A 24,901-nucleotide genomic window follows, 5' to 3' on the forward strand; every position below is an offset into this window, starting at 1 on the left:
AAAATTTATACTAATGGTGTTAAGTGTGTCAGAAAATATTGAAAAAAAATGGCAAAAAAAATGGCAAGATGCAAAGTTATTTGAGTCAGATCCAAATGATAAAGAAAAATTATATATTACTGTAGCATTTCCATATCCAAGTGGAGCAATGCATGTAGGACATGGAAGAACATATACAGTTCCTGATGTATATGCAAGATTTAAAAGAATGGAAGGATATAATGTATTGTTCCCTATGGCATGGCATGTAACTGGAGCTCCAGTTATTGGAATTGCAGATAGAATTCAAAGAAAAGATCCTTGGACTTTAGATTTATATGAACATGTACATAAAGTACCTAAAGATAAATTACCTGAACTTGCAGATCCTATTAATATTGTCAAATATTTCAGTACAGAATACCACAATGTTATGAATAAAATGGGATATTCAATTGATTGGAGAAGAGAATTTAGAACTATTGATCCAACTTATCAGAAATTTGTAACTTGGCAAGCTAATACTCTTTATAAAAAAGGATTAATTAAACAAGGGGAACATCCAGTAAAATATTGTCCACATGATAAAAACCCAGTAGGAGATCACGACCTTCTTGAAGGTGAAGGTGTTGGAGTAAATGAACTTACTTTATTAAAGTTCAAATGTGAAGATATAACTCTTGTTACAGCAACCTTACGTCCAGAAACTATTTTTGGTGCAACTAATTTATGGTTAAACCCAGAAGTCCATTATATTTTAGTTGAAGTTGAAAAAGGACAATCTAAAGGTGAAAAATGGGTAATGTCTGATGATGCATATTACAATATTTCAAATCAGAAAGAACTTAAAGTAATTAAAGATATAAACCCTGAAGAATTAATTGGAAAAATGGTTGAAAACCCATTAAGTCATGAAAAACTTCCAATATTCCCTGCTAGTTTTGTAAGCTCTGAATATGGTAGTGGAGTAGTATTTTCAGAACCTGCTGATGCACCAGCAGATTATATTGCACTTCAAGACTTAAAACAGAATAAAGAATTAATTGAAAAATATAATATTGCAGAAATCGTTGAAAAAGTAGAACCAATTAATGTTGTAAGTGTTAAAGGATATGGTGATATTCCTGCAAAAGAAATTATAGAAAAACTTCAAATTACAAATCAAAATGATTCTAAAGTACATGAAGCAACTGAAGAATTATATAAAACTGAACATAGTAAAGGATATCTTAGTCAACGTTTCCCTAAATATGGTGGTAAAAAAGTTGCATATGTAAGAGATGAAGTTAAAGAAGATCTTGTTAAAGAGAATATTGCAGATATTATTTATGACTTTGCAGAAAGACCTGTAATATGTAGATGTGGTAATCGTTGTGTAGTTAAAATCATGGATGACCAATGGTTTATGAAATATTCTGATGAAGAATGGACTAAAAAAGCTAAAGAATGTCTTGAAGGAGAAACTGTTATTCCTGGAGAAATAAAAGCAAACTTTGATTACTATCTTGGATGGTTACAAGATTGGGCATGTTCAAGAAGAGTAGGTCTTGGAACTAGAGTACCATGGGATAAAAAATGGTTAATTGAACCACTTACAGATTCTACAATTTACATGTCTTATTATACTATTGCAAAATACCTTAGAGATATGGATCCAGAATTGTTAAATGATGCATTCTTTGATAAAGTATTTTTAAATATAGATTCTGATGATATTAAAGTAGAACCAGAATTAGTTGATAAAATACAAAAAGAATTTAATTATTGGTATCCATTAGATTGGAGGTTATCTGCAAAAGATTTAGTTGGAAACCATTTAAGTTTCTTAATGTTTGCACATACTGCAATCTTCCCTAAAGCAAAATGGCCTAAAGGAACTGTAGTATTTGGTATGGGACTTCTTGAAGGAAATAAAATGTCTTCATCAAAAGGAAATGTTATTTTACTTGATGATGCAATAAATGAATATTCTGCTGATGTTGTAAGATTATTCTTAATGTCTTCAGCTGAACCATGGCAAGATTTTGATTGGAGAGAAAAAGAGGTTAAAGGAACTCAAAGAAGACTTCAATGGTTTAGAGATTTTGCAGCTAAAGTAAATCAAATCAATGGAGGAAATCTTAATTTATCTAATATTCCTGAAGTGGAAGTTAAAACAAATATTAGTAAATGGATTATTGCAAAATTAAACCAACATATTAAAAACTCTACAGAAGCATTAGAAGTATTCCAAACAAGAAAAGCTTCACAAGAAGCACTTTTCTTACTTAAAAAAGATGTAGATCATTATATGTACAGAGTACAACATATTATAAACGATGATGATGAAGAAGTTAAATATGTATTATCTACTTTAATTAAAGATTGGATTAAAATATTAGCACCATTTACACCACATACTTGTGAAGAATTATGGAATAAATATGGTGGAGAAGGATTTGTATCAGAAGCTTCATGGCCAGAATATGATGATAGTTTAATAGATGAAGAAATTGAAAAATCTGAAGAGCTTATTCAAAACCTTGTTAAAGATATTAATGAGATTAAAAAAATGGTTGATGAAGATGTAAATAAAATCCATATTTATCTTGCTCCAAAATGGAAATGGGATTTATATGAGATTGCTGATGAAATTGGAAAACCTGATATTGGTCAAATGATGGGTAAAGCAATTAAAGCTAATATTTACTCAGATAAAAAAGAAATAGCTAATACTGCTAAAAAAATTAGTCGTGAAATGACTAAAACAAAATATATTGGAAAAATAGATGAAGCAGCTATTTTAAATGATAGTAAAGCATATCTTGAGGAAGAATGTGGAAGTGAAGTAATTATACATACTGATGATTCATACGATCCACAAAACAAAGCAAGAAATGCTATGCCATATAAACCTGCTATATTCTTAGAATAGTTATTAATTAACTATTCTAATACTTTTTTTATATTTTTTAATTTTTCAATTATGATATTAGCTTTTGAAATTCTTTTAATTTTTAGAATAGGCTTATTTTCAAGTATTGTAATGTTTAAATTATTATAAAAAATAGTTTTTAATAGACTCAGTTTTTTAATATTTTTAAAATTTAGAATATATTTATTTATATTAAAATAAGGGTATTTTTAAAAATTAGGTTTTTATAGAAAATAGATTATAAAGAGATATTTTATTTATTTACATTAAATAATAAATTTTATAAAACTATTAAAATTATACACTTACATATACATATAATACTTTATACTAAATATTTTTATTAAATCTTTGATTTTATTTAAAAGTTCGATTAATTAAATAGGATTAGTTTAAATAAATATAAAATTTTTATATTTTTTTTGCTTTATCTTATTTTCTTCTTTGTTTATTTTTTTATATTTTTTTATCTTAAAGTTTTATTAAATTAATATTTTAATTTAATGTCCTTATTGATTTTTAATTAATAGTAAATAAATTTTAATAGTTAAATTTTTATTTTAAATAATTTAAAAATTAAAAATATGGATAAAGAAAAATGGTTTAAATATAGTATTGTGGTTTTATTTTTACTTATTCTATTATTTGGCTCAGTTGCAATTGTATTTAATTACACATCACTTAAACCAAGTATGTTATAATATAAATATTTATTACTCATTATTAGCTATTTCTATTAAAATTTAGAAATGTTTATTCAGTATATATGATTATTATACTTGAAAATTCAATAAATATATCGATTTAGTAGGTGTTTATTCAGAATGTATTGCACTTGAAAATTTTGAATATAAATATAATGATTTAATAAGCAGTATTTATTCAGTATATATGACTATTACACACATATATGTAAATTCAGAAGTACTTATATCTTTAAGAGTACTTTTAACTATTTTTTCATCAGGATAACTTAATCTTTCACATACCATAACTTTTCTTTTAGGATTTACTCCATTATCAATTAAATATTGTGCCATATCTTTAACTTTTCTAGATGGGAGTGCTATTGTTGGTTTCCCATTATCAATGATTCTTAATATATCTTTAATATTTTTTCTTCCATGAAAAGTTACTATGTTTGCTTTATCCCATGGAATCTGAGATTTTGCACTTGCAAGTTGAAGTGAACTTATTCCAGGTATAACTTCTATATTATTGGTATTGAAATTTTTTTCTTTAGAAATTTCAAGTATTGGACTTAAAAGACCTGAAAATCCAGGATCTCCTGTAGATAATAGTGCTACAGTTTTACCATTTAATGCAAGATTAACACTTTCTTCAAGGTTTCCATGTAAATTTTTAACATTAAATATTATTGTTTTGTTTATATTATCAAAAAGATTTATTGCTCTTTGACTTCCTATTACAATATCTACATCTTCTACAGTTTTAACAGCTTTGTATGTTAAATACTCTTTTGCACCTGGACCAATACCAATTATGTATAATTTTGACATTTTATTTACCTATTTTAATTTTATTTATTGAAAAATCTTTAATTTTTAACTTAGGATAAGTTTTTTTTAAATCTAATTTTAAGTATTAAACTTTTATAAATTGATTTTCAAAAATTTCAATTTTTTAAATTTAGCTATTTAAAGTTTAACTTTAAATTCATTTATCTTTAAAGTATGAATAAATTTTATTTTAAATTCTTGATTTTAGAAATATAATTTAATCTTTATTTTGAATATAATATAATTAATATTCATATTTTTCTAATTTTTCTATTTCTCTTTTAAGAACTTTATAAAGATTTTCTGCACCAATGATTTCATTTTCTATTTGCCATGTACTTGGATGCATAATAAATGGTTTTGTTTGAGGTCCACCCATACCTCCATGACTACCTACTAACTCTTCAAATGCACATACTTCTTCAGTTTCAGGGTCATAAAAACTATTTACAAGTATATCAGGACAATGTTTAAATGAATTAGTACGTTTAAGATGATATCTTGCATTTTTACCATATCCTCTCAATGGATTTTTTCCTTTGATTTTTCCATTATTAAGATAATATATTCCTTCTTCTCCAATTACCATTGGTCCATTAAGACTTGAATTTACAAGTATAAATCCAATATACTTATTTTTAACAAGACCTGGAATTAAATTAGGGAAGAATTCTACAATTTCTTCATAATATAATCTTCTAGGCCATTGTGTAAGATAAATTAATGCAAGATTTCCTGAACCAAGTACTATTACTTCTGAGTTTTCAGGTTTTTTAAATTTATACTGTACTGGACTATATTTTTCAATGTAATCAAGGCTATCTTTATACATGTTTTCTAAATATGTTTTTTGTCTATTTAATGGAATAAATACTTCTTTTAAATCATTTTTATCATTTGATCCCATTACACTATATATTTTCATATCTTCTGGAAGTAAACTTCTTACAAATTTTTCAAAACTTACCCCATATCTTTGTTTAAAGGTAGCTCCATTACATTGACCATGATCTGATTGAATCACAATATCATATTTTCTTTCAGAATATCTCATAGCATTTTTTATACGATCAATTTGTTTATCTAGTTTCCTAAGAACATTAAAAGAATCTTCATCTCTTGTTCCAGAATGATGTGCAACTTCATCATACCCAAGATAAGTTGCATATATTGTGTCTAGATTTCCAACCATCATATCTAAAATAATACTTTGTGTATTTACCTCTCTTAGGAAAACATTAGTTCCTGCACGTGTAAGTGTATATATTGGACTTCTTCTTATTCTAGGTCTAATATTTTTAATAGAATGTTTAATTTGTGAGTATATTTCTATAACGATTTCTTCTAAGAAAAGAATACATATACGTGCAAAACTACTTGGATTTGCAAATACAGATACCCATGCTTTATTATACATTTTTTGTAAGTTCAATGCTTTTGATAATGTAAATATTACATTATCTGTATCTCCAGAGAATAAATTACAACGACTTCCACCATTTTTAATAAGTAATCCATTTCCATTTGATATTCTTTTTTCTATTTCATTAACATCATTAAAACTTCCACAAGTCATAATTTTATTATTGTTTTCTTTTTCAACCCATCTATATGCAACAATACCTTCATTGTTTCCTTGAAGTATTCCTGCCTGACTTGCTCCAGTTTGACTAGAAAGATCTGTTTCCCATTCTGTAATATGATGGCTACCTATTTCAATCCAAGATTTAAGAGTTGGCATATAATCTTTTTCTATTGCTTCTTTTAAAATTTCATAAGCTAATCCATCAATTTCAATAATAATCATACCTTTAGATTTTTTCATTGGATTATTTCTTCTAAGTTTTATTGCATCTCTTGTAACTGCACGATAATAGGAACTATTATCATCAATAGTAATTATTCCTGAAAGAAATGTATTTACTCCAGCCATACATAATGGTGTTAAAAATGTAGCTGGTCCATCTATTGAAAATCCTGGAACAAAAAAATTAAGTATCCAAAAGAATAATCCATTAAAAATAAGTGATGCTGCTCCAAAGGTGTATATAAAAAATGGCATAAATACTCGTGTAATAATTGGCCAAAGTATAGCATTTACTATACCTACAATGGTTACTACAATTATTGCAGTAGTAATACTATCTACAGTTAATCCTAGTTTAAATGGTGCAATAATTAAAAAACCAATTATATTTCCTATCCAAACTATAAGTGTACGTAAAAAGAAATTTTTATATGAAAATTTTTCAACTTTTGGTTGATAATCCTCAGGCATTCTAGTAAGTGTTCTTTTTAGCTTTTCAGTATCTGGTTTTTCTCTTTCCATACACTCACCATTTCATTGTTTATATCATTTTATCTGTAAAAATAGTTTATTTAAATATTTGATATTGATTTTTATTTAATTGGAAAATTTTATTTATTGTTTATACTAATTTTTGTTTTTTTATTTTTAAGGGGTTTATTTTAATTTTTGTTTTTCTTATTGTTTTCATTTTCATTTATTGACATTTTTTCTTTTAGTTCTTTAGTTTTTTCTTCAATAAAATTTTCAATATCATCAATATTTAAAAATTTATTTATTTCTTTTCTTGTTGGAAATGGTTTTATTTGATTTGAATGTTTAACATAAATTTTTTTATGATGTTTATCATCTTTATTTTCTTTTTTAAGAACGTCTGGACTTTTAAGTTTAAAAATTGTTATTTCTGGTGCACAATTTATTCTAAGCCAAAAAATATTTGTTCCAAGACCTTTACTTGTATATTGAATCATGTCTCCTACTTGGTATTCTCCTACAGGATATTTATGGGAACATGATCCTCTAAGTATTGTTGTGTTAAGACCTGGAATTATAAATTGTCCTCCATGTGAATGTCCAGATATTTGTAGTGCAAATCTTCCAGTTAATGCAGAGATATCTGCAAAATCAGGTTCATGTGCTAACATTATTGCAGGTCCTTCTTTAGGAAGTTTTTTCATTACTGTATCAATGTCTTCTTTCTGAAGCATCATACTATCTACACCAGCAATGTTTAATTGTGAAGTTTTATTATTTCTTTTCCTTTTAATTGTATAAACATCATTACTTATATCAATTATTCCTGAATTTTTTAGTATTTCACGTATTCTATCAGCACCATTCCAATGATCATGGTTTCCAAGTACTGCAAGTGAAGCATCTTTCGGTTTTAACATTGAAAGACATCTTTGAAGATCATCTGCAACATCATCTAATATATAGGATACATAATCTCCAGTTAAAGCAACCATATCTGGTTTTTGTTTATTTACTATATTTATCACACCTTCAAGATATTCTGCTGTTAACCATTGTCCAAGATGAAGATCTGATAAGTTTACGATTTTATAATCATGAAACATTGGATTAAGATTTTTAATTTCAACATTAACCTCTACAATATCATAAACACTTTCATCAAATTCCATAGGTATTATTTTTTCACGTGTTATAGTCATGGCTTTTTGAATCATTTGTCTTGCAGCTAATGCTGTAGGTTTATCTTCTTCCATTTTATCATCACTGTGTTTTATATATTGAATATTTAAATTTTAATTTCTATCTTTTTTTATTCATTTTTTATTGATTATTTAAGAATATATTTAGAAATTTAGATTATTAATTTTTGAATTTAATAAATTTTAATCTAAAATTTTTAAATGATTTCAACTAGTTTAGAGAATATATAATATTTGTTTTTATACATTTAATTACTATTTGATTAGGATATATAATAATATTTATAAATCTAAAAAATATATTATAATAAGTAGAGTTTTATTTTATATATAGAAAAATAACTTAAGTAATATGAATTTAAAAATTTTAGTTTTTTGTAAAATAAATTAATAAGTAAAATTCTATATAAAAATTCAAAAACTAATTTTATATTTATTTTTATTAAAAAGATTTTCAATTTATAAAATTTTTATTTATTTTATATTTAGTGATATTATGCTACAAATTGCTGTTACAGGAAAACCAAATGTAGGAAAATCATCATTCTTTAATTCAGCTACAGCATCTAAAGTTGAAATGGCAAATTACCCTTTTACAACTATTGATGCAAACATAGCTATTGGTCATGTTATTGGAACATGTCCTTGTAAAGAACTTGGTGTAACATGTAATCCTAGAAATTCAGATTGTAAAGATGGAAAAAGAATTATACCTGTAGAACTTATTGATGTTGCAGGTTTAGTACCTGGAGCACATGAAGGTAAAGGTTTAGGTAATAAATTTTTAGATGATTTAATGCAAGCAAAAGTATTGATTCATGTAATTGATGCTTCTGGTTCTACAGATGCTGAAGGAAATCCAGTTGACCCTGGATCTCATGATCCATTAGATGATATTGATTTCATGGAAAATGAGATTGTAATGTGGTTATATGGAATTTTAAATAGAAATTGGGTAAGACTTACACGTAAAATAGGTGCTGAACATTTAGATGTTGCACATGTAATATTTGACCAATTATCTGGTACTGGCGTTACAATAGAGGATGTAATTGAAGCAAAAAGAAAAATGGATCCTGATTATACTAATTGGGAAGAAGAAGATTTAATTGAACTTTCACGTAATATTTTACACCTTGCAAAACCTATGATTATTATTGCAAATAAAGCAGATTTACCTACTTCAGGTGAAAATATTAAAAGACTTCAAGAAAAATATCCTCATGTTATTCCAACAAGTGCTGAATCAGAACTTGCTCTTGTTAGAGCTGCAGAATCTGGCCTTATAAAATATATCTCAGGAGATTCTTCATTTGAAATTATTGAAGAAGATAAACTTTCTAAAAAACAAAAATTAGCACTTGATTATATTCAAACTAATATTTTAGATGTTTATGGAAGTACAGGTATTCAAAAAGCATTAAATACAGCTGTATTTGATTTACTTGATATGATTGTTGTTTATCCTGTTCAAGACGAACATAAATATTCAGATCAAAAAGGTAATATTTTACCTGATGCAATACTTGTTAAAAGAGGTGCAACTCCTCAAGAACTTGCATATGTTATCCATACAGATATTGGTGATAAATTTTTATATGCAATTGATGCAAGAAAAAATATGAGAATAGCTAGTGATTATGAACTTGTTGATGGAGACATTATAAGTATTGTAACTACTTAATTTCTTTTATTTTTTTTATTGTTTTAAATTCTAGGTTTTAATTGGGTTTTTCTTATATCTATTTTTTTCATTGTTTTAAATCCTATATTTTGGTGGATTTTTTATATTATTTTTTTAATTATTTTAATTTTCGTATTCTAAGTATTATTTATAATTTTTATTTATTATTATTTCTAGCTATTTATTGTTTACTTTGTTTTTTTTTATTTTTCTATTTAAGTGATTTTGATTTCTTATCCTTTTATTTATATTTTAAACCTATTTAATAAAATTTTAATTTATTTTTTATTTTTATTAATTTTGTTTTTTTATTTTTAATGATTAGTAATTAATAATTATTTTTTAAATTTTTATTAAAAATAATATACTTTTAATTAAACAATATTTACAGTTGAAATGCTCCTCTTAAAATTATATTAAGTATAAATAAAATTATTTAAAGATATTAAATTAAATAATATATTTTTTGATAGATTTAGTTAATATTGAAAATCTTATTTATGAATTTTTTATAAATTTCATTGTTTTTAAATGAATTATATATCTTAAATTTAAAAAATTTTAAGTATTTATGATTTATTTAAAGATTATATTAATTATAGATTATATATCTTAAATTTAAAAAATTTTAAGTATTTATGATTTATTTAAAGATTATATTAATTATAGGTTATATATCTTAAATTTAAAAAATTTTAAGTATTTATGATTTATTTAAAGATTATATTAATTATAGGTTATATATCTTAAATTTAAAAAATTTTAAGTATTTATGATTTATTTAAAGATTATGTTAATTATAAGATATATCTTGAATTTAAAGTATTTGGAGTTTAAAATTTATATTTTAAGTATAAGTTATATATCTTGAATTTAAAGTATTTCAATAATCTAAAATTTATTTAAAAATTATAATTTTATTTAATTAATTAAAAAGGTGAAAGAATGCATCCACGTCCAAGTCCTATAGCTGCTTCATTATATACATTAAGAGATTTAAATGTTGATGTTATTGTTATGCATGGTCCTAAAGGATGTTGCTTTAGAACAAGTAGATTATTAGAAAGTGATGGAGTACGTGTTTTAACAACAGGTATGAGTGAAAATGATTTTATTTTAGGTGCTGGTGAAAAATTAGAAGAAACATTAATTAAAGCATATAATATGTTTCATCCTAAACTTATGGGAGTTGTTGGAACATGTGCTAGTATGATTATAGGTGAAGATTTAAAAGAAGCTATTGAAAATGTTGATTTAGATTGCATTATAATACCTGTTGAAGTTCATGCAGGTTTAGGTGAAGGAGATAATACTGAAGGAGCTATTTTAGTCTTAGAACGTGCAGTTGAATATGGTGTAATACCTAAAGAAGAAGCAGATAGACAAATTAAAATGTTAAAACTTGCTACTGAAGTTGAAAAAACAAGAGGTATGGCACAAGGTAAATATATTAAACCTAATTTTGGAGATAATAAAGAAAAAATTGCAAATATAATTGTTGATGCTATTCGTGATAATAAAAAGGTTGCTTTTGTATTAAATGCTAAAAAAGAGACATCATATTTATTTGCTGATATTTTAAACTTTGATTATACTAAAATTAATCCAAATAATAAACCAATATTTATTGGAAATTTAGATGAAAATATTGGTCTTCCAAGAATAAGAACTCATGCAAAAAATGTTAAATCAGATTTAAAGAAATACTCAAATATTGATTTTGATTATATTACTGGAGGTCTTGATGAATATCCTATTACTGGTGATGTTGCAGAAAAATATCTTAAAAATAAAGGCATTGATTTATTAGTTGTAGTAGGTGTTCCCCATGCTCTTAAAATCGATAATTTGAATGTAGAATCTATTGCAGTAACTGATGGTCCAAGACTTGTAGAAGCTTTACGTGATGATGGTTATAATCATGTTATTGCAGAACTTGATGCACATTCTAAAACTCTTGGTGTAGATAGTGTTGTTGATTCTGATTTTGGTATGATGATTCGTTCTGTTATTGAGTGGGCTAATGAATAATTTATACTTTTAAATTAGAAAATATTATACTTATACTTTGTTTATTTATTTTACTAATTTTTTTTAAACTTTAATTTTTAATTATATAAATTATATTCTAGAATGGTTTTAACAGAGTTTTTTATTAATTACTAATTAAAATTTATTTATTTTAAAATTTAGTTAATTTTATTAATTGAAATCATATTAAAAAATTTAATATTAAATTTCAATAATTTTAATGGATTTTTAATATTTATTTTTTAGTATAATATAATTTATTTTTTAATAATTTTATTTAATAATTAAATATTATTATTAATATAATATTATATAACTAGATTTTTAGTGGAGTTTTAAAAGATAATTTATTTAAGAATTTATAATAATTCTAATTTTAATAATCTATTTTGGAAGATAATATGATTACTATTATTGATTATAAAAGTGGAAATATTCGAAGTATTTCTAATGGTTTTAAAAAAATAGGAGTAGATGTACAACTTACTGATGATCCTGAAATATTAGCTGATGCTGATTATTTAGTTTTACCAGGTGTAGGTTCATTTGGTGCATCAATGGAAAATCTTGAACCTTTTAAAGATATTATTTATGAACATATTAATGATGATAAACCTTTTTTAGGTATTTGTTTAGGTCTTCAAGTATTACTTTCTACTAGTGATGAGACACCTGATGTTAAAGGTTTAGATATTTTTAAGGGACATGTTAAAAGATTACCTAAAGGTCTTAAAATACCTCATATGGGTTGGAATAAATTAAATTTATGTAGACCATGTTCAATTCTTGAAGGTATGGATGGAAAATATTTTTATTTCGTACATTCTTATTATGCTAATCCTGATAATGAGGAAAATATTGTTGCAACTTGTGATTATGGTTTTGATGTACCTGCAGCATTATGTGAGAACAATGTTTATGCTACTCAATTTCATCCAGAAAAAAGTGGAAAATTTGGTCTTAAAATACTTAAAAACTTTGTAAACTTAAAATATTAAATTTATCTTTTAAATTTTAATATTTAAATTCTTGAAATCTATTTTTTATAAAATTTTAAACAGTATTTATTACTTGAAAATTAAATTTAAATATATTTATTTTAAAATTTGCATATTTTATTAGTTTTATTTTTTTATTTTATTTTTTTATTTTTGTGTATTTTATTAGCTTTATTTTTTTAGTGTTAATTTTTAGTGTTAATTTTTAATTTTTGTGTATTTTATTAGCTTTATTTTTTTAATTTTATTTTTTAAATGTTTAAATTATATATTTTAGTTTTTTATAATCTTTTCATTTTCTTTCTACTTATCTTCTTTATTTTATTGTTTGATTTTTAAAAATATTTAATTTATAAAAAATTTTTTTAGATTGTAATCAAAAATTTTATTTAATCTTAAACTAAACTAATTTATGTATAAATTTTTATTTTAATAATTTATTTTTATTAATCAACTATGTATTTAAACAATTATTTCATGACTCTTAAATTTTCTAAAGTAATTATTATAAAATAGAAAATAATTGTTTAATATTTTGTTTAATAATTATTATGGTGTAATAATGGATATTGAAGGATTTGTAAGATCTAGACTTAAAGAAGGTCAAGATGAAGGAGAATTAAAAGAGATTCTTGCAGAAAGGATTAAAGAATATAAAGATATAAATGATGAACGTTCTCTTTTAATGGCTCAAAGTGTTATTGATGAGGTAAACACAACACTTAAACTTAATGATAGTGATGATGAAGAATTAAAAGATATAATAAAAATACCTGAATCAGGTGTTGGTATGGGTCAAATGGGAGTAGGATCTCGTGGTGCTGGTGATTTCTTTGTACATAGAAGAATTGCACAAATTGTATCAAGTACAAATACTGATTCAGAGGTTAATCCATCTGCTCAAGATGATGGGGGAGTAGTAAAGGTTAAATCTAATAATGATGATATCTATGTCACTACTGCTGTTGATGGAGTACACTCAAGACTTAGTGACTACCCATTTTTAGGAGGATTCCATGTAACACGTGCAACTTTAAGAGATGTCTGTGTTATGGGTGCAGATCCAGTAGCTATTTTAAGTGATTTACATCTTGCAGATGATGGAGATGTTGGTAAATTATTTGATTTTACTGCAGGAGTATGTGCAGTATCTGAACTTCTTGATGTTCCACTTGTAGCAGGTAGTACATTACGTGTTGGTGGAGATATGGTTTTAGGTGATAGATTAGTAAGTGCTGTTGGAAGTGTTGGTGTAAGTCCATATCCACCTACTGCAAGAAAAGGAGCTACTGAAGGAGATATTATATTAATGACTCAAGGTGCTGGTGGAGGAACTATTACTACTACTGCATTATATAATGGATACTTTGATGTTGTATGGGATACATTAAATGTTGACTTTGTAAAAGCATCTAATGCATTATTTAATAATGATCTTGTTAAAGATATTCATGCTATGACTGATGTTACAAATGGAGGATTACGTGGAGATGCTCATGAAATATCTTCAACTACTGGTGTAGGTTTAAAATTTAATCATGAAAAAATCAAAAGTCTTGTAGCACCTAAAGTATTAAATATGTTAGAAAATTTAAATATTGATCCTCTTGGAGTATCTACTGATTCATTAATGTTAATTGTACCTCCGGAAATTTCTGATGAAGTTATTAAAACTATTAAATCAGTTAATGTACCAATAGATATTATTGGTGAAGTTGATGATGAAGGTAGTCCAAGACTTATTAATGAAGATGGTTCTGTTGAAACTTTAACTCCATTATTTAGAGAGGCTGCTTATACTAAAATTAAAAAATTAGTTGGAGATACTACTCCTGAAGACTTTGAAATAATGAAAGATAAAGTTCAAAAAGCAGCAGATAATGCAATAAATAAAAAAGATAAAGTTATTGATTATATTTTAAATAATCGTTAGTAAATTTCTTTTAAAATAATTAATTTTTATTAATTATTTTTTATTAATTTAAAAGGAGTAAATTTAATAATAATTATGTTATTTAAAAGATTCATCTTTGATAAAAAAGGATTTTATTCAATACTTGATGGTATCTTAGCTATTTTTCTAATTTTCATTGTAATTTTTGCTTTTAATGTAAATAATAATTTAAATATTTTAAATTCTAATTCTAAAACTTTAAATAATTATAATACTGCAGAAGATGTTCTAGAATTAATGTCTGAGGATAATACTTTAAATTCTATTTATTGTGAAATAGAATATTCAAATAATTTTAATAATGCAAAATATATTTCTCAAAAATATTTAAATGAGACAATTCCAAATAAAACTTATTTATTCACTGTTAATGGTAAAACTTTAGTATCGAATATTAATTCTAAATCAGATAATTATAATTCTGCTACAAGATATGTAAATGGTTATTTATTTAGTTTAAGTATTTACTAAATATTATTTAATTTTATATTTTTATAATGATTTATAGTTTAAATTATTAATTATTAATTAAAATATTAAATTTTAAAGTAAATTTTTTTATTTAAATTAAAATTTTTAATATTTATATTTTTTAATTTATCTTTGAGATTTCCTATTTTTTTAATAATTTTAATAAAGTTTTAAATATTATAACTTACTAAAATTTATTATATATGAAGTTTTACAATTGTAAGATTTTATAATGTTATTTTTAAATTTTTATATAAATGCCCTGGTGGTGTAGTTTGGATAACACGTAGGATTGCGGATCCTATTCCCCGGGTTCAAATCCCGGCCAGGGCATAACTATTTTTTTCTTAGCTTTTTAGATTTTATATTATTTTAATGATTTTTAGGTTTTAGATATTATGCTTAATGCAAACACATATGTTACAAATAATCCAGGTATTGGTGGAGTAATTAGAGATAAATATGAAGATTTTTATGTTGAAGAGATTCCAGAACATCTTCCTGAAGGTGAAGGTCCAAATATATGGATATGGATAGAAAAACTTGGAAGAACTACATTAGATGTTGTTTTAGATATTTCAAGAGATTTGCATATTAGTCGTAAAAGGACTGGTTTTGCAGGAATGAAAGATAAGAAAGCTATAACTCGTCAATGGATTTGTATTTCTAATATGGAATCTGATGAAAAACTTCAAGAAGTTTTAGATTTAAAAAATAGTATTCATAATACTAAATTTCTTAAAGTAGTAAGAGGTCATAAAAAATTAAGAATGGGTCAGCTTAAAGGAAATAAATTTAAAATAAATATTAAACATATTCCATTCAATGATAATGTTAAAAGTTTAGAAGATGCTGCAGAAATTGCTCGTGATGTATTAAAACAATTAGAAAAGACAGGTGTTCCTAATTACTTTGGTTGGCAAAGATTTGGTAAACCACGAACTACTACTCATTTAGTAGGTGAAGCATTAGTACAAAATGATCTTAAAAAGGCTGTAGATTTATATATTGGTAATCCTTCTGAATTAGAATCTCTAGATAGTCAAAAAGCAAGAAAAGCATATGATGAGGGAGATATGGGAAAATCATTAGAATTAATGCATGGTGGTATGCGTTATGAAAAGATGATGTTAAGACAACTTATTCATGATTATAATAAATTTGGACAACTTAATGATGAATCTTATAAAAGTGCTCTTTTAAGTCTTCCAAAACCTCTTCAAAGAATGTTTGTACATGCTTATCAATCTTATTTATTTAATGATGTTGTAAGTAGAAGAGTTGCAATGGGTATTGATAAATATGTTGAAGGAGATATTGTAATTGACAATGATGAAGCTATTATAAGAGATAAAACACCTTTTGAGTATCAAGAATTAATTACTAATTTCCAAGGAAACCCTACTTCTCCTTTATATGGTACAAAAGTCCCATTTGCAGGTGGAAAAGTAGGAGAAATGGAAAAAGAAGTTTTAAAAAGTTATAATTTAAATAAAGAAGATTTTGAATGTCCTAAAATGCCTAAACTTGGAAGCCATGGTTTAAGACGTTCTATGAGATTTCAAATATGGGATACAAATGTTGATTTAATTGAAGATGGAATTTCTGTTGAATTTTCAATAAATAAAGGTTCTTATGCAACAGCTGTTTTAAGAGAAATCATGAAAATAGATGTTGTATAATTTATATTCTTTTAAAAATTCTTTTTAAATTGTTTAAATTTATTTTTAGATTTAAAGATAAGTGGACTTATAATTATCTGAAATTTTTAATAATTTAGTTTACTTAATAGAATTTAAAAAAGGTGTATAAAATGAAAAAAAGTATGATGGCTCCAGCAAATGGTCATAGAGTTCAAGGAATATCTAGTGAATCATTTTTAGATGCAAATGAAATCTTAAATAATTTGGATTTAAATGGTGATGAAATATTTATGGATGCAGGCTGTGGGGATGGACATATTGCAATGGAAGCAAGAAAATTATTAAATGATGATAGTAAAATTTATGCTGTTGACATATATGAACCTTCAATTGATGATTTAAAAAATCAAATTAAAGAAGAGGATATTGATAATATTATTCCTCTTGTTGGGGATTTTACAAATCATGTAAATATTCCTAATGATTTTGTAGATGTTGTTTTAATGGTTAATGTTTTTCATGGCTTTAATGCAGTAAGAAAATTAGATGAAGCTGTTGAAGAATTTAAACGGATTATTAAACCTGGAGGAAAAATTGCTATTATGGACTATAAAAAACAAGAAGCAAAACATGGTCCTCCTTATCCTATAAGAATGAGTTCTGAAGAAATTGAAAAGCTTTTTAATAAACATGGTCTTAAATGTTTAAAATTAATAAATGATACTGGTGAAGATATTGAAACTGGTAAATCTCATTATTTAATAATTTTTACAAAATGATTGAATTTTATTATGATAATTAATGTAGAATATAGTTAGAAAATTCTTATTAATTTATATTTTAGTTAATATTTCTTTTTTAAGTGTATATTTCTTTTTTTATCTATTATATTTAATTAAATTCTTTTTTTTATTCTTATCTTTCTTTTAAAAATGCTTTTTTATTACTTTGAATTTTTAATAAATTCAATAAATATAATTTTATATATTTCATTTCGATTAATATTATTTTATTGTTTAAAATGGGTTTTATATTTATTATTTTTAATTTATTTCAATTATTATATATTTAATTTGAATTTAAATCTTTATTTTTTAATATTTATTTATTTAAGATTTTTTTATTCTAATTTATTTCATCGACATGAATTAGTTTACAATGATAAATAATGATAAATTGATTTTTGACATGTTTTTTTAATGTCTAAAATTTTAAATCTATTAGAATCTTTAATGATGTTAAAATCAAAATAAAAACTAATTTTATGAATATAAAAATCTAGTGTATAAAAAAATTTATCATGATTTATAATAATTTTTTAATTTCTTTTTATTTTTTTAAAAAATTTAAGAAGTAGTTATATTATTAGAAAATAAGATGAATTTATCATTGTATTATTTATTAAAAGATATATTATTAATATTTAATAAAAATAAGTTAATTAATCTGTTTTTTTTATTTTTAAAATTAGTTTAAAAAATAGTATTTATCATGATTTTTAATTGTAATATTATTATATTATCTGAACTTATTATATAAATATTTTCATTTGAATCTAATGAAAATCTTTTATTAATAGAATTAAGAAAATAAGTAAACATAATACTATTAAGACTTGTAATATGTGGGAATATTATGAGTAACTAAGTATTATCAAAAAAAAATAATATGGGAAAATAGAGGTTATTAAAATGAGTTCTTCTTGTAAAAGTCCTAAACAGGTTGCTGCTGCAGTAGCAACAACTGGTGAGGCAAAAGGTAATGCAACAGTAACTGAAGCTGTTTTATTAAGTTTCCTTGCTGGTGCATATATTGCATTTGGTGGAATGTTAGCAGAAATTGCTAATGCCGGAATGGTTGCTGCAGGTTATCCTGTTGGACTTAGTAAATTAGTATTCGGGGCAGTGTTCCCTGTAGGTCTTATTATGGTTATTATTGCTGGATCTGATTTATTTACTGGAAACTGTTTATACATGACTTTAAGTGTATTATCTGGTAGAACTACTGCTGGTAAATTAGGTAAAAATTGGATTATCAGTTGGGTTTTCAACTTTGTTGGAGCTTTATTTGTTGCATATGTACTTGCATACTCAACAGGTATTATGACAGCTGCACCATTCAAAGCTGGAGCAATTACAGTTGCTAGTACTAAAGCACTTGGTGGTGCTAAATTTATGGCTGCTGGAAAAGCAACTGCATCCCTTACATGGACCCAAGCATTATTAAGAGGTATTGGTTGTAACTGGCTTGTATGTGTAGCATGTTGGTTAGCAGTAGCTTCTGATGATGTAATTGGTAAAATATTAGGTATTTGGTTCCCAATTATGGCTTTCGTTACCCTTGGATTTGAGCACAGTGTTGCAAACATGTTCTTTATCCCATTAGGTATTTTCTTAGGTGGAAAAATTACTTGGACTCAAGCTATTGTAAATAACTTAATTCCTGTAACAATTGGTAACATAATTGGTGGAGCTATATTCGTTGCAATGATTTACTACTTTGTCTATATTAAAAATGGTAATGATTACCTTGTTGGAATTATGTAGACAAGTTATCAATAAGACTAAATTTAAAAAAATATATGGATCCATATAAAACACAAAATAATGTTAAACTAGGGGGTATAACATTATTTTACACATATATTTTTAGAGAGATTAAAATTTAATATAATTTAATATGGAGATTATAAAATGGTTGAGATAAAATATGTCCCAACAATATGTCCATTCTGTGGAACTGGTTGTGGATTAAACCTCGTTGTAAAAGACGGTAAAATCTGTGGTGTTGAACCATGGAAAAGACATCCTGTAAACTCTGGAAAATTATGTCCAAAAGGAAACTTTTCATGGGAATTTATCAATAGAGAAGATAGGTTGAAAAAACCACTTATCAAAGAAAATGGTGAATTTAGAGAAGCTACTTGGGATGAAGCTTTAACTAAAATTGCAAATAAATTAAATGAAGTTAAAGCAGAAGATCCAAAACAAATAGGATTTTATGCATGTGCAAGATCACCAAATGAAAACATTTTTGTTACTCAAAAATTCGCTAGAGTAGCATGTAATACTCATAATGTTGATCACTGTGCACGTATTTGTCACGGTCCTACTGTAGCTGGACTTGCTAACTCTTTTGGTTCAGGTGCTATGACCAATGGATTCGATAGTATTGAACAATCTGATTATATTATTGTTATTGGTGCTAACAGTATGGAAGCACACCCATTATTTGGTCGTAAATTAATTAGAGCTAAAGAAAATAATGGTGCAAAAATTGTAGTAATTGATCCACGTTATACTCCTACTGCAAGAATTGCTGATACCTATCTTGAATTTAAATCAGGTACTGATGTTGCATTGTTAAATGGTATGATGAAAATCATCATAGATGAAGGTCTTGAAGATAAAGAATTTATTGAAAAAAGGACTAAAAACTTCGATGCATTTAAAGATGTTGTTGAAAAATATGACTTAGATAGAGTAGCTGAAATTACTGAAGCTGATCCTGAATTAATTAAAGAAATTGCAATTGAATATGCTAAAGCAGATAAAGCAGCAATTGTTTATTCATTAGGTATTACTGAACACTCACATGGTGCAGATAATGTTATGTCCACTGCTAACATGGCTATGTTAACTGGTAATCTTGGAAGAGAAGGTACTGGTGTAAACCCATTAAGAGGACAAAACAATGTACAAGGTGCTTGTGATATGGGAGCATTACCTACTGATTATGCAGGATATCGTAAAGTTAAAGATCCAGAAACTACAGCATGGATGAATGAATACTGGGGTTGTAATCTTAGTACTGAACCTGGTTTAACTTTAGTTGAAATGATTAATGCAGCTGAAACTGGTGATTTAAAAGTATTATACATTACTGGAGAAGACCCAGTATTATCTGATGCAGATATTAACCATACTAAAAAATCATTAGCTAACTTAGACATGTTAGTTGTACAAGATCTTTTCATGACTGATACTGCACAATGTGCAGATATTGTATTACCTGCAGCAGGTTGGGGTGAACAAGATGGTACTTTCACTAATGGTGAAAGACGTGTTCAAAGAGTACGTAAAGCTCAAAATCCACCTGGAGAAGCAATGTTAGATTGGAAAATCATGGAACAAATTGCTATTAGAATGGGTGAAGATGCACATCCAGAACAATTCCATTATGAAACTGCTCAAGATATTTGGGAAGAAATCAGAGAAGTTGCTCCAAACATGTCTGGTATAAGTTCTGAAAGATTAGATACTCCTGAAGCTTGCCACTGGCCTTGTTTCAGTGTTGATGATCCATGTGGTCCTTTAATGTATGAAGAAAAATTCTCACATCCTGATGGATTAGCTATATTCCAACCTTTAGAACATACTGGTCCTGTAGAAGTTCCTGATGAAGAATATCCATTCCTTTTAACTACTACACGTCTTTTATTCCATTACCATGCAGCAATGACTAGAAGATGTAAAACTTTAGCTAATGAGGTAAAAACTGGATATATTGAAATTAACACTGATGATGCTAAAAAATTAGGTATTTTAGATGGCGAAATTGTAAAAGCAAGTTCTAGAAGAGGATCTATTGAGATTCCTGCAAGAGTTACTGATGATATTAAACCTGGTATAGTTAATATACCTATGCACTTTACTGAATGTGCAGCAAACATGTTAACTAACTCAAAATCATTCGATCCAAAATCTAAAATGGTAGAACTTAAAGCTTGTGCTATTAATGTTGAAAAAATGGAGTAGATTAAAATGACATATAAAGTAAATGATATGGCTTATGCTTATTCTGCAAACGACACCATTAAAGAAAAAGGAGAATATGGTGGAGCAGTAACTACCATAATGAAATACTTACTTGAAGAAAACATCGTTGATGCAGTTGTTGCTGTTGAAGAAGGATGGGATTTATATGATGCTAAACCTATTCTCATAACTGATCCTGATGATATAATTAAATCTGCAGGATCCCTTCATTGTGGTACATTAAACTTAGCTAAATTTATAACTAGATACTTAGATGGTGCAAGAGATATAAAAATAGCAGTTACATGTAAACCATGTGATTCTATGACTATTAGAGAATTAATGAGGAAAGGTAGAATCATTGAAGACAATGTCATTATGATTGGTGTAAACTGTGGTGGTACAATGCCTCCAGTAGACACAATTAAAATGATTAAAGAAGTCTATGAAATGGATCCTACTAAAATTACCAAAGAAGAAATTGAAAAAGGTAAACTCATTATGGGATATGCTGATGGTACAGAAAAAGCATTTAAAATAGATGAGCTTGAAAAAGAAGGTAAAGGTAGACGTGAAAACTGTCAACGTTGTACCATGAACATTCCAACTAATGCAGATATGGCATTAGGTAATTGGGGTGTAATTGGTGATCTTAATGGAAAAGCTACATTTGTAGAACTTTGTTCTGAAAAAGGTGCAGATATATTTAATAAAGTTGTTGATGCAGGATTAGTTGAAGCTGTTGAACCTATTGAAAAAGGTATTGAAATTCGTGAAAAAATTGATGGCATCATGACTAAAAATGCATTTAAACAAAGAGAAGTTGACTTCGCTGGTACTACTGGTGATGTTTTAGATGTTTTAGATAAATATAAAGATGATTTATCTAAATGTATAAAATGTTATGGTTGTCGTGAATCTTGTCCTCTCTGTTACTGTGACGATTGTTGTTTAGAAACAGAAGGTCCAGAATGGGTACCTGGTGGATATGTACCTGCAGCTCCATTCTTCCATTTAACACGTATGGTGCACATGGCTGATGCATGTACTAATTGTGGTCAATGTTCTGATGTATGTCCTGTAGAAATTCCAGTTTCAAAAATTTGGGCTACTGTTAATCAAGCTGTTAGAGATAAATTTGATTATTACAGTGGTATTGATAATGGTGATACACCGTTACCATTTACTGAATTCAAAGATACTGGTACTAGAGACTACTTAAAAAGGAAATAAATAATTTTATTTCCTTATATTTTTTATCACTCGAAACAAAAACATCCTCTTTAGTTTTTTTAATTATTATATTTAACTACTTGCTTGGAAACTTTATATAGCCTCAGTATAAAGTTTTCAACATATCTTATTTTATTTTTTCTTTATTTAGATTATATTTAGCTAATTTTTTCTTTAAAAACTTTAATTTTTCATTGGCCTTGTTGAAATCCTTTAATTTTAATATAAAATTTAAATTTATTTTATAACTATAAATGATTTTTAAAGAGTTAAATATTTAAATAAAATAGATTTTCAACAGAACCTTTTTTATTTTTAAATTAGAAATAAAATTTATATTATAATTAATAAATTTTAATTTTTTATAATTTTATAAAATTTAATTTTTAGATAAATTTAAATATTAAATGTAATATATTTTTTACATAGTATTTTATGTTTAATATGATTTTATTTTATTTAAGTTAATTCTTTAAAAATTTTTAAAAAAAGTATTTTTACTTTGTATTTTAAACATACAATTATATTTTTTACAGATTATTGAGAATTTTGATTTTATAAATTAGTGATGTGATACTATGAAAAAATTAAGTATTATATTATTATTAATAATTGTTATATTGTTTTTCTTTGCAAGTACTGCTAATGTTTTATTTTTAGCAGAAGATACAAGTGAGAGTGTAGCAGAACCTGGTGTTGATATGGCTGCTTTATGGTCATTATCTGGAGGATTTCAGTGGATTTATCCTGGAAGTTCAGTGAATGCTGAAGGTAGTACATTACATAATATATTTTTATTCCAAAATCATGATCCTTATGGAGATGCTAAAGATATTATTCAATATAGTTATAATGTAACTCCAAATGTTTGTGTTGTATTAACAAATAATGCATCTGATAGGATTTTTGGTACTGATATGATTGGATCAATTAGAGAAAATAATTGGGGAGAAGGACAATCTAGAGGAAATGCAATTGATGAATCTTTATCCAATCACCCTGCAAATCCATTAGGAGTTATTGAGAGTTTATTAACTGGAGATATTAAAATATTCCTTATATGAATATTTTTATTTTTAGTTTAAAGTTAATTATTATCTTTTTAATAATTGAAAAAATATAATCTCTTAATTTTTAAATTTAAAATTATTTCAGTTTAAAATAAGTAATTTTTTTAATTTTCTAATTAAAATAAGCTTTTTAATTTAAATATTTAAAAAATAATAGAAATATAAATTTTTTAAATTTATATCTTTAAGATTTTAAATATTTAATTTATAAATTTTATTTAATATTATTCTTCATTATCTTCAGAATAATATGGTTTTCTTTTCATTATACCTTCTATAAAGATTTCTTCTAATTTTTCATCAGAAGCACCTTCTCGAATATATTTAACAATATTTGTTAAATTATCATTTCTAAGTAAACAAGGTTTAATTTCTCCATTTGGGGTAATTCTAAGTCTTGAACAATTTTCGCAGAAGCAAGTATTATCCATTGGTTTTACTATTTCTATTTCTCCACCATCAATATAATATTTTCTTCTATCTTGCATGAATTCACGAACTTTAACTTCATCTGCTATTTTACTAAGTTTTTCTTCAAGTGAATCAATATTACAGTGATATTTATCACTGAAACTTTCATCATCACAACTTTCACTTTTTAATAATTCAATAATTTGAAGAACAAGTCCATTTTCACGACAAAAATCAAACATATCTTTTACTTCATTGTCATTAATACCTTTCATTAATATCATATTAATTTTAACTGGATAAAGTCCAATTTTTGCTGCTTTAAGGATACCTCTTTTTGTTTGATTAAGATAATCTTTTTTAGTTAAGAATTTATAAGTATCATTATTTAAAGTATCTAAACTAACATTAACTCTATTAAGACCAGCTTCTTTTAAATCTTTAGCATATTTTTCAAGATAGTTACCATTTGTTGTAATAGATATGTCTTTAAATCCTATATTATTAATGCCTTCAATAATTTCAATAATATCTTTTCTTACTAATGGTTCTCCACCAGATATTCTAATTTTTTTAACTCCAAGTTTTTTTGCAATTTCAGCAATTTTAATAATTTCATAAGGAGTCATTTCTTCATTTGATGGTAGCATACCATCATGATGGCAGTATAAACATTTAATATTACATCTATTTGTAATAGAAATTCTTAAAGAGATTATTGGCCTATTATATTTATCATGAATACTCATTAAA

Annotated in this window: 15 protein-coding genes, 1 tRNA gene and 1 pseudogene; 13 read left to right on the plus strand and 4 right to left on the minus strand. The window is 25.5% G+C overall.

Annotated features, from left to right (window positions below; translation table 11 throughout):
* Positions 1-25 precede the first annotated feature (25 nt).
* The gene (leuS, locus tag T523_RS03960; protein WP_042707630.1) at positions 26-2,893 is read left to right on the plus strand and encodes a leucine--tRNA ligase; all 2,868 of its coding nucleotides are present in this window, start codon (positions 26-28) and stop codon (positions 2,891-2,893) included.
* A gap of 878 nt (positions 2,894-3,771) precedes the next feature.
* Here leuS and T523_RS03965 read toward each other — a convergent pair.
* The 3 genes and pseudogenes from T523_RS03965 to T523_RS03975 all read right to left on the minus strand — a co-directional run.
* On the minus strand, positions 3,772-4,413 hold the full coding sequence (locus T523_RS03965; protein WP_042707631.1) for a cobalt-precorrin-7 (C(5))-methyltransferase: 642 nt from the start codon (positions 4,411-4,413) through the stop codon (positions 3,772-3,774).
* A 244-nt stretch (positions 4,414-4,657) separates the two neighbouring features.
* Positions 4,658-6,691 (minus strand): phage holin family protein, encoded by a 2,034-nt coding sequence (locus T523_RS03970; RefSeq protein ID WP_042707841.1) that lies wholly within the window; start codon positions 6,689-6,691, stop codon positions 4,658-4,660.
* A gap of 386 nt (positions 6,692-7,077) precedes the next feature.
* Positions 7,078-7,950: pseudogene (locus T523_RS03975) on the minus strand (metallophosphoesterase); the annotation flags it as partial.
* 442 nt (positions 7,951-8,392) lie between these two features.
* On the opposite strand from T523_RS03975, the gene T523_RS03980 reads away from it, so the two are divergent.
* From T523_RS03980 to T523_RS04035, 12 genes are all read left to right on the plus strand, one after another.
* Positions 8,393-9,580, plus strand: coding sequence for a redox-regulated ATPase YchF (locus T523_RS03980; RefSeq protein WP_042707633.1), 1,188 nt, complete (start codon positions 8,393-8,395; stop codon positions 9,578-9,580).
* Positions 9,581-10,525: 945 nt separating this feature from the next.
* Entirely contained in the window at positions 10,526-11,611 is a 1,086-nt protein-coding gene (cfbD, locus tag T523_RS03985) for a Ni-sirohydrochlorin a,c-diamide reductive cyclase catalytic subunit (RefSeq protein ID WP_042707634.1), read from the plus strand.
* 401 nt (positions 11,612-12,012) lie between these two features.
* Positions 12,013-12,609, plus strand: a complete 597-nt coding sequence (gene hisH / locus T523_RS03990; protein WP_042707635.1) for an imidazole glycerol phosphate synthase subunit HisH — start codon at positions 12,013-12,015, stop codon at positions 12,607-12,609.
* A gap of 562 nt (positions 12,610-13,171) precedes the next feature.
* A complete protein-coding gene (locus T523_RS03995; RefSeq protein WP_042707636.1) occupies positions 13,172-14,542 on the plus strand; it encodes an AIR synthase-related protein in 1,371 nt (456 codons plus the stop codon).
* Positions 14,543-14,617: 75 nt separating this feature from the next.
* Positions 14,618-15,034 (plus strand): hypothetical protein, encoded by a 417-nt coding sequence (locus T523_RS04000; protein ID WP_042707637.1) that lies wholly within the window; start codon positions 14,618-14,620, stop codon positions 15,032-15,034.
* Positions 15,035-15,293: 259 nt separating this feature from the next.
* Positions 15,294-15,367: transfer RNA gene (locus tag T523_RS04005), tRNA-Arg, on the plus strand.
* A gap of 65 nt (positions 15,368-15,432) precedes the next feature.
* Positions 15,433-16,716, plus strand: a complete 1,284-nt coding sequence (truD, locus tag T523_RS04010; RefSeq protein WP_042707638.1) for a tRNA pseudouridine(13) synthase TruD — start codon at positions 15,433-15,435, stop codon at positions 16,714-16,716.
* 131 nt (positions 16,717-16,847) lie between these two features.
* Positions 16,848-17,456 (plus strand): class I SAM-dependent methyltransferase, encoded by a 609-nt coding sequence (locus T523_RS04015; protein WP_042707639.1) that lies wholly within the window; start codon positions 16,848-16,850, stop codon positions 17,454-17,456.
* Positions 17,457-18,368: 912 nt separating this feature from the next.
* Positions 18,369-19,223: a formate/nitrite transporter family protein gene (locus T523_RS04020; RefSeq protein WP_042707640.1), complete on the plus strand. Its 855-nt coding sequence runs from the start codon at positions 18,369-18,371 to the stop codon at positions 19,221-19,223.
* 147 nt (positions 19,224-19,370) lie between these two features.
* Positions 19,371-21,434: a formate dehydrogenase subunit alpha gene (fdhF, locus tag T523_RS04025; protein ID WP_042707641.1), complete on the plus strand. Its 2,064-nt coding sequence runs from the start codon at positions 19,371-19,373 to the stop codon at positions 21,432-21,434.
* A gap of 6 nt (positions 21,435-21,440) precedes the next feature.
* The gene (locus T523_RS04030) at positions 21,441-22,667 is read left to right on the plus strand and encodes a Coenzyme F420 hydrogenase/dehydrogenase, beta subunit C-terminal domain (RefSeq protein ID WP_042707642.1); all 1,227 of its coding nucleotides are present in this window, start codon (positions 21,441-21,443) and stop codon (positions 22,665-22,667) included.
* A gap of 578 nt (positions 22,668-23,245) precedes the next feature.
* A complete protein-coding gene (locus tag T523_RS04035; RefSeq protein WP_042707643.1) occupies positions 23,246-23,731 on the plus strand; it encodes a hypothetical protein in 486 nt (161 codons plus the stop codon).
* Positions 23,732-23,961: 230 nt separating this feature from the next.
* On the opposite strand, the gene moaA is transcribed toward T523_RS04035, so the two are convergent.
* A complete protein-coding gene (gene moaA / locus T523_RS04040; RefSeq protein WP_042707644.1) occupies positions 23,962-24,897 on the minus strand; it encodes a GTP 3',8-cyclase MoaA in 936 nt (311 codons plus the stop codon).
* Between the last annotated feature and the right edge of the window lie 4 nt (positions 24,898-24,901).

Origin of the sequence: Methanobrevibacter wolinii SH, assembly GCF_000621965.1 — an archaeon.
In the GTDB taxonomy this organism is placed as follows: domain Archaea; phylum Methanobacteriota; class Methanobacteria; order Methanobacteriales; family Methanobacteriaceae; genus Methanarmilla; species Methanarmilla wolinii.